The sequence below is a fragment of the Pseudomonas sp. P5_A2_2 genome (genome assembly GCF_054177685.1).
Genome location: NZ_JBGCUL010000193.1, coordinates 1 through 6,736, shown reverse-complemented (window position 1 = coordinate 6,736; position 6,736 = coordinate 1). Strand labels below are relative to the sequence as shown.

The window sequence follows — 6,736 nt, the reverse complement described above, 5'->3', positions numbered from 1 at the left end:
CTTGTCATCGTTAACGACCATCGCGAGCAATCGAGCGTCGACCGGCTGCTCCTACAGGGTGCGTGTCATTTCTGGAGCAACAACCCATGATCGGCATCAGCTTTACACAAAAGACCCTGGCGGCGCGCAAGCGTATCGCCCTGGTTGCCCATGACCACTGCAAGGTGTTCTTGCTGGACTGGGCCGAACGGCAAAAAGACAAACTGGCCCAGCATGATCTGGTCGCCACCGGCACCACGGGTTTGTTGTTGCAACAACGCCTCGACCTGCCGGTGCAAAGCATGATCAGCGGGCCACTGGGTGGCGACCAGCAGCTCGGCGCGCAAATCGCTGAGCAGCGGGTCGATATGCTGGTATTTTTCTGGGACCCGTTCGAACCCCAGCCCCACGACCCGGATATCAAGGCATTGCTGCGCGTCGCAGCAGTGTGGAACATCCCGGTGGCGTGCAACGAATGCAGCGCCGACTACCTGATCAGCAGCCCGTTGATGGATCAGGCGCACCTCCATCGGATTCCCGATTACGCGACCTATTTGCAGGGTCGCGCGTAAAGCTTCACAAATCAGTACTTGAGCACCTTGCTTAATGATAAGCACTATCATCACCTTGGCCTGATTGAAACCGTCGGCAACCCGTAAGTCGCCTGACACAACACCGACCCTGTGTGCGAGCCTGTGCCGGTCTCATGTTTGGTGATGCTCGATCATGGCTGGCCGATCTACCTGGCGATTGCCAGCATGGGGCTGGGCAATCTGTGGATCTGGTCGCGACCGGAATCACTGCCGCAGCCCCCGTAAATTCCAACGCGATTTTCCCCGTTTTTAATCCCCTTTTCGGCACATTTTCCCGCGCAAACGTTCAACCTTGACCGTTCGTCGGCATGCCCCTCATGCAATCTCGCCCCCACGCCGATGTGGATTGAATGGCGCTAAATGGATTTGGCGAGTCGAGCCRCAATGGCTCACAGCCGACCATTCATTCCTTCGCGAGCTCGCCCTATGTTCGACTCACTGTCCATTCGCCTGAAAATCGTCCTGCTGTCCGGTCTGTGCCTGCTGGGCGTAGTCGCCTTGATAGTGGGCATGAACATTTACCAGACCAATCAGAACGATGACCTGGTCAACGACTCCAGCAGCAGAATGCTCACCGCCAGTGTGCAGGACCTGATCCAGGCCAAGGCCGCCGAGCAAGCGGTGCGGGTGCAGAAGACCTTCGGTGAAACCCTGACGGTGGTGACCGCCCTCGCGGACCAGATCAAGGACATGCGCTCCATGGCCGCCAAGCGTTCGCTTGAGCCCGGTGCCCTGCGTGAAGAGTTGAACCAGAGCCTGAAAACCGCGTTCGAGCGCAACGGCAAAGTGCTGGGCATCTGGCTGGCGTTCGAACCCAACGGCCTGGACGGCAAGGACAGCGAGTTCGCCAACGACGCCGCCCGCCAGTCTAACGAGATCGGCCGTTTCGCCACCTACTGGAGCCGTGCCGGTGGTCAGTCGCTGAACACGATCATGGTCGAAGAGGACATGACCAAAACCACCCTGAACCTCAGCGGCACGCCGTACAACGTCTGGTACACCTGCCCTCGGGACAGCAAGCGCATCTGCCTGCTCGACCCCTACGCCGATACTGTCGGCGGCAAGGAAGTGTTGATGACCACCATTTCCGTACCGCTGCTGGTGGATGGCAAGTCCATCGGTGTGGTCGGTATCGACATCGCCCTCGATGCCCTGCAAGCGGCGGCGGTCAACTCCCAGCGCGACCTGTTCAACAGCGCCGGACACATGCTGATCGTCTCCGGCACTGGTGTGCTGGCTGCCTACAGTGTCGATGCCGGTAAAGTCGGCAAGAACATCGGCGACACCCTGGGCGTCGATGGCAAGGACATCCTGCAATTGCTCGGTAGTGGTGCGCCGAAGATTCTCCAGCAAGGCGACCTGATCCGCGCGGTGTACCCGGTCAGTCCGATTGCCGATGCCAATGCCTGGGCCGTGGTCATCGACCTGCCCAAACAAGTGCTGCTGGCCGACTCGGTGAAGCTCCAAGCGGTGCTCGACGATGCCCAGCAAAGCGGTACGCTCAAGGCACTGTCTGTGGCGGTGATTGCCGGCCTGCTCGGGCTGTTGCTGATGTGGCTCACCGCGTCCGGCGTGACCCGCCCGATCAACAGCGTAGCCGACATGCTCAAGGCGATTGCCAGTGGCGACGGCGACCTGACCCAGCGCCTGCACTACAGCAAGCAGGACGAACTGGGCGAACTGGTGAGCTGGTTCAACCGCTTCCTCGACAAGCTGCAACCGACCATCGCGCAGATCAAGCAAAGCATCACCGATGCCCGCGGCACCGCCGACCAGTCTTCGGAAATCGCCCGCCAGACCAGCGAAGGCATGCAGTTGCAATTCCGCGAAATCGATCAGGTTGCCACGGCGTCCAACGAAATGAGCGCCACCGCCCACGATGTCGCCAACAGCGCTTCGAACGCGGCCAATGCGGCCAAGGGTGCCGACCAATCGGCCCGCGACGGCCTGTCGATCATCGAGCGCAGCACCCGCGATATCAATCAACTGGCCGAAGAGGTCAGCAAGGCCGTGACCGAAGTCGAAGCCCTCGCGGTCAACAGCGAGCAGATCGGTTCGGTGCTGGAGGTGATTCGCAGCATCGCCGAACAAACCAACCTGCTGGCGCTCAACGCGGCGATTGAAGCCGCCCGTGCCGGCGAGAGCGGTCGCGGCTTTGCGGTGGTGGCCGATGAAGTGCGCAACCTGGCCAAGCGTACCCAGGACTCGGTGGAAGAAATTCGCCTGGTGATCGAACGCATCCAGTCCGGCACCCGCGGCGTGGTCGCCACCATGCACTCAAGCCAGACCCAGGCCCACAGCAACGCCGAGCAGATCCAGCAGGCGGTCCAGGCCTTGGGCAAGATCAGTGACGCAGTCACCGTGATCAGCGATATGAACCTGCAAATCGCCAGCGCCGCCGAGCAGCAAAGCGCCGTCGCCGAAGAGGTCAACCGCAACGTCTCGGCGATCCGCACCGTCACCGAAACCCTGACCGGCCAGGCCACGGAGTCGGCGCAGATCAGCAGCCAGCTCAACGCCCTGACCACCCAGCAGATGAAGTTGATGGATCAGTTCCGCGTTTAAAAACCTACCGAAGATCCCCTGTGGGAGCGAGCTTGCTCGCGATAGCGGTCTTTCAATCAACATTGATGTTGAATGTAATTCCGTCATCGCGAGCAAGCTCGCTCCCACAGAGGGATTTCATCTGACCTGGAATTTTTTGAACTATGATCGGGCTCTCGCTCCGGAGGGCCCTTCGATGACTGATCTGCTCACGTCCATTCAAGCTGCACTCGGTTTGCCTCACACCCCGATTCCATTCACGTCCAGCGGCGCCCTGCCCTCGGCATTTGCCGTCACGGATCTGGCCTGCGCCAGCATGGCCGCCGCCGGCCAGGCCGCCAGCGAACTGCTGCACCAACAAACCGGACGCCTGCCCGACCTTGAAGTTGACCGACGCCTGGCGTCCTTCTGGTTCGCAACCTCGATTCGCCCGATCGGCTGGAGCGTTCCGCCGCTGTGGGATGCGGTGGCCGGTGACTACGCCACCCGCGATGGCTGGATTCGCCTGCACACCAACGCCCCCCATCACCGCGCCGCTGCCGAAAGCGTGCTCGGTGCCTGTACCGACCGTGCAGCGATGGCTTGCCAAGTGGCGCAATGGGCGAAAAGCGAGCTGGAGCAGGCGGTGGTCGATGCCGGTGGCTGTGCCGCCGAAATGCGCACCTGGGATCAATGGCAGACCCATCCTCAAGGCCAGGCGGTAAATGCCGAAACCTTGATTCATTTCACCAACCACCCTGGCCAGAGCGACAAACCGTGGGCGGGCTCAGTGTCCCGGCCACTGTCGGGCATCAAGGTGCTGGATTTAACCCGGGTGCTGGCAGGCCCCATCGCCAGCCGCTTTCTGGCAGGCCTGGGCGCCGATGTCTTGCGTATCGATCCGCCGACCTGGAACGAGCCGGGGGTGGTGCCGGAAGTCACGTTGGGAAAACGCTGCGCGCGTCTTGATCTGAACGACAGGTCCGACCGCGACGTATTCGAATGCCTGCTCAAGGACGCCGACATTCTGCTCCACGGCTATCGCGCCGATGCACTGGAGCGGCTTGGCCTGGGCATGAATGAGCGCCGGCAACTGAACCCGGGCCTGATCGATGTTTGCCTCAACGCCTATGGCTGGAGCGGCCCCTGGCAAAACCGCCGGGGCTTCGACAGCCTGGTGCAGATGAGCAGTGGCATTGCCGAAGCGGGCATGCGCTGGAAGCAGGCGGACAAGCCGACGCCGTTGCCGGTACAGGCCCTCGATCACGCCACCGGGTATTTGATGGCGGCCAGTGCGATCCGGTTGTTGGCGCAGCGGTTGAACGACAGTACGGGGGGCTCGGCCCGGTTGTCGTTGGCGTGTACCGCGAAGTTGTTGATCGGGCAAGGAGCCGGCCCGGATGAGCAGTTGCGCGCCGAAGATCAACACGATCAGGGGATACAGGTTGAGCAAACACCCTGGGGGCCGGCGCATCGGTTGCAGGCGCCCCTGAAGATCATCGGGACGCCGTTGCGGTGGGCATTGCCCGCTACTGAACTGGGTTCACATCCCGCGCAGTGGTGGTGACAGTCATATCGCCATCGCGGGCAAGCCCGCTCCCACAGGTGACCGAGAACTTCCGAGCGACCGCGATCAACTGTGGGAGCGGGCTTGCCCGCGATGGCGCCAGAAGCGGCAACAAAAAACCGGGATCAGCTCAGTCCGCCCGACTCAAAGAAGTCCACAGCACCTGCGCCGCATACCCTCGATAAGGCCGCCACCCCTCAGCCCGCAACAACAGCTGCCTGGCTGTCACCGGCCCACCCTCCAGCGCCGCCAACGCATTGATCAACCCCACGTCGCCATTGGGAAATCCATCCATCTCCCGCAACTGTCGCAACGCAATGTATTGCGCCGTCCAGTCACCAATCCCGTGCAAGGCCAATAACCGCGCTACGCCTCCCTCCCGACCGGGCTCGAACAACCGCGGATCATCGAGTAATGCCTGGGCCACCCCCGACAGCGTCCGGCCTCGGCTTTTCGGCATGCCCAACGCAGCCAGATCCGCGCCAGCCAAAACGCTGACCTCGGGAAACACATGGGTCAACCCCGGCAACCGTGAATGGAATGGCGTGCCGTACTGTGCTACCAGTTTGCCCGCCAGCTTGATCGCCGCCGCCACCGTAATCTGCTGCCCCAGCACCGCGCGGATCGCCAACTCCAGGCCATCCCACGCCCCCGGCACACGCAGCCCGGGGTGCTCGGCAATCAGCCGCGCCAACAGGGGATCAACTGCCAGGTGCCGGTGAATCGTGGACAGGTCGGCGTCCAGATCAAACATCCGCCGCACGCTTGCGACGATTGCAGGGACGGCACCCGAATCAGGAAAATCCAGGGTCAACTCAAGGGCATCCGAGGTGCCAGGCTGGATCGAGAACATACCGCAAGCACCGTTCAAACCGATGCTGCGCGAATACACACCGTCGACCACCGTTTCCAACCCGACAATCGCCCGCGCCGACAAAAACCCGAGCAACGCCGGCCAGTCATAGGGTGGCTGGTAGGCCAGCAACAGCTTCACAGACCCACCACCAACGCGATCAATGCGCTCAAGCGAAGCTTGTTCGGTGATTGCGACATCGTTGCAGCTCCATTTTTTGAGGCGGCAACTGCCGCGAGGTCGTCACATAGCGGACGTTAATAAAATTGATGAAGAGTAATAAGGTTTATTGAATATCGCCAACAACCGTCTTTTAACTTGCACAAAACGGCTATTGTGGCATCGATATAATCATTAGTTTTATACGTTTTTTTAATACATCAATTCAGTACAAAAAATGCATGAATAAAATTTGCAGATTTTGAAAAACCAACTAGCGTCATAATTCGAAACAAATGCTAAAAAGTTCTTGAATAATCTGCAAAAGCCTCTAGATCAGGCATTACAGGCAACAGCCCTGCGAATGATGGCACTCCGCCAACAACTTGGGAACGCTCTCATTTAGTGATCTAAGTCAGCTGATTGGATGGCCAACAGAATTAGTCTGTTGCCTCTCTTCTCCTGCATTGGAGTCATGCAATGTCTGAAGCTCCCGGAAAACTCAAACTCGGCGCGCTGGTTGCGTTAGTCGTGGGTTCGATGATTGGTGGCGGGATCTTTTCCTTGCCACAAAACATGGCCGCCAGTGCCGATGTCGGCGCCATTCTGATCGGTTGGGCGATCACCGCCGTCGGCATGCTCACCCTGGCGTTTGTGTTCCAGACCCTGGCCRACCGCAAACCCGACCTTGATGGCGGGGTTTACGCCTACGCCAAGGCCGGTTTCGGCGACTACATGGGCTTCTCGTCCGCCTGGGGGTACTGGATCAGTGCCTGGCTGGGCAACGTTGGCTACTTCGTCTTGCTGTTCAGCACGCTCGGCTACTTCTTTCCGCTATTTGGGGAGGGCAATACCCCTGCCGCCGTGATCGGCGCCTCGGTGCTGCTCTGGGCCGTACATTTCCTCGTACTGCGAGGAATAAAGGAAGCAGCGTTCATCAACCTGGTGACCACCGTCGCCAAGATCGTGCCGCTGCTGTTGTTCATGTTGATTGCATTATTCGCCTTCAAGCTGGACATCTTCACCGCCGACATCTGGGGCCTGAAGAACCCGGACCTGGGC

At 60.2% G+C, this 6,736-nt stretch carries 5 protein-coding genes and 2 pseudogenes; 6 read left to right on the top strand and 1 reads right to left on the bottom strand.

Annotation, left to right across the window (positions count from 1 at the left end):
• The first annotated feature begins 86 nt into the window (after positions 1 to 86).
• The 5 genes and pseudogenes from ACXRVY_RS13625 to ACXRVY_RS13605 all read left to right on the top strand — a co-directional run bounded on the left by ACXRVY_RS13625 (position 87) and on the right by ACXRVY_RS13605 (position 4,662).
• Positions 87 to 551 (top strand): methylglyoxal synthase, encoded by a 465-nt coding sequence (locus ACXRVY_RS13625; RefSeq protein ID WP_223459451.1) that lies wholly within the window; start codon positions 87 to 89, stop codon positions 549 to 551.
• Between the two features lie 122 nt (positions 552 to 673).
• Positions 674 to 797 (top strand): annotated as a pseudogene (locus ACXRVY_RS13620) (DUF454 domain-containing protein); the annotation flags it as partial.
• A 135-nt stretch (positions 798 to 932) separates the two neighbouring features.
• A pseudogene (locus ACXRVY_RS13615) lies at positions 933 to 2,279 on the top strand (PDC sensor domain-containing protein); the annotation flags it as partial.
• 102 nt (positions 2,280 to 2,381) lie between these two features.
• Positions 2,382 to 3,137 carry a methyl-accepting chemotaxis protein gene (locus ACXRVY_RS13610; RefSeq protein ID WP_457266094.1) on the top strand — a complete coding sequence of 252 codons (756 nt, stop codon included), beginning with the start codon at positions 2,382 to 2,384 and terminating at the stop codon, positions 3,135 to 3,137.
• 175 nt (positions 3,138 to 3,312) lie between these two features.
• Positions 3,313 to 4,662 carry a CoA transferase gene (locus tag ACXRVY_RS13605; protein ID WP_223459455.1) on the top strand — a complete coding sequence of 450 codons (1,350 nt, stop codon included), beginning with the start codon at positions 3,313 to 3,315 and terminating at the stop codon, positions 4,660 to 4,662.
• Positions 4,663 to 4,792: 130 nt separating this feature from the next.
• On the opposite strand, the gene ACXRVY_RS13600 is transcribed toward ACXRVY_RS13605, so the two are convergent.
• The gene (locus tag ACXRVY_RS13600; protein ID WP_223459457.1) at positions 4,793 to 5,656 is read right to left on the bottom strand and encodes a DNA-3-methyladenine glycosylase family protein; all 864 of its coding nucleotides are present in this window, start codon (positions 5,654 to 5,656) and stop codon (positions 4,793 to 4,795) included.
• A 498-nt stretch (positions 5,657 to 6,154) separates the two neighbouring features.
• On the opposite strand from ACXRVY_RS13600, the gene ACXRVY_RS13595 reads away from it, so the two are divergent.
• On the top strand, positions 6,155 to 6,736 hold a 582-nt coding region (locus ACXRVY_RS13595; RefSeq protein ID WP_458237554.1), incomplete at its 3' end, for an amino acid permease.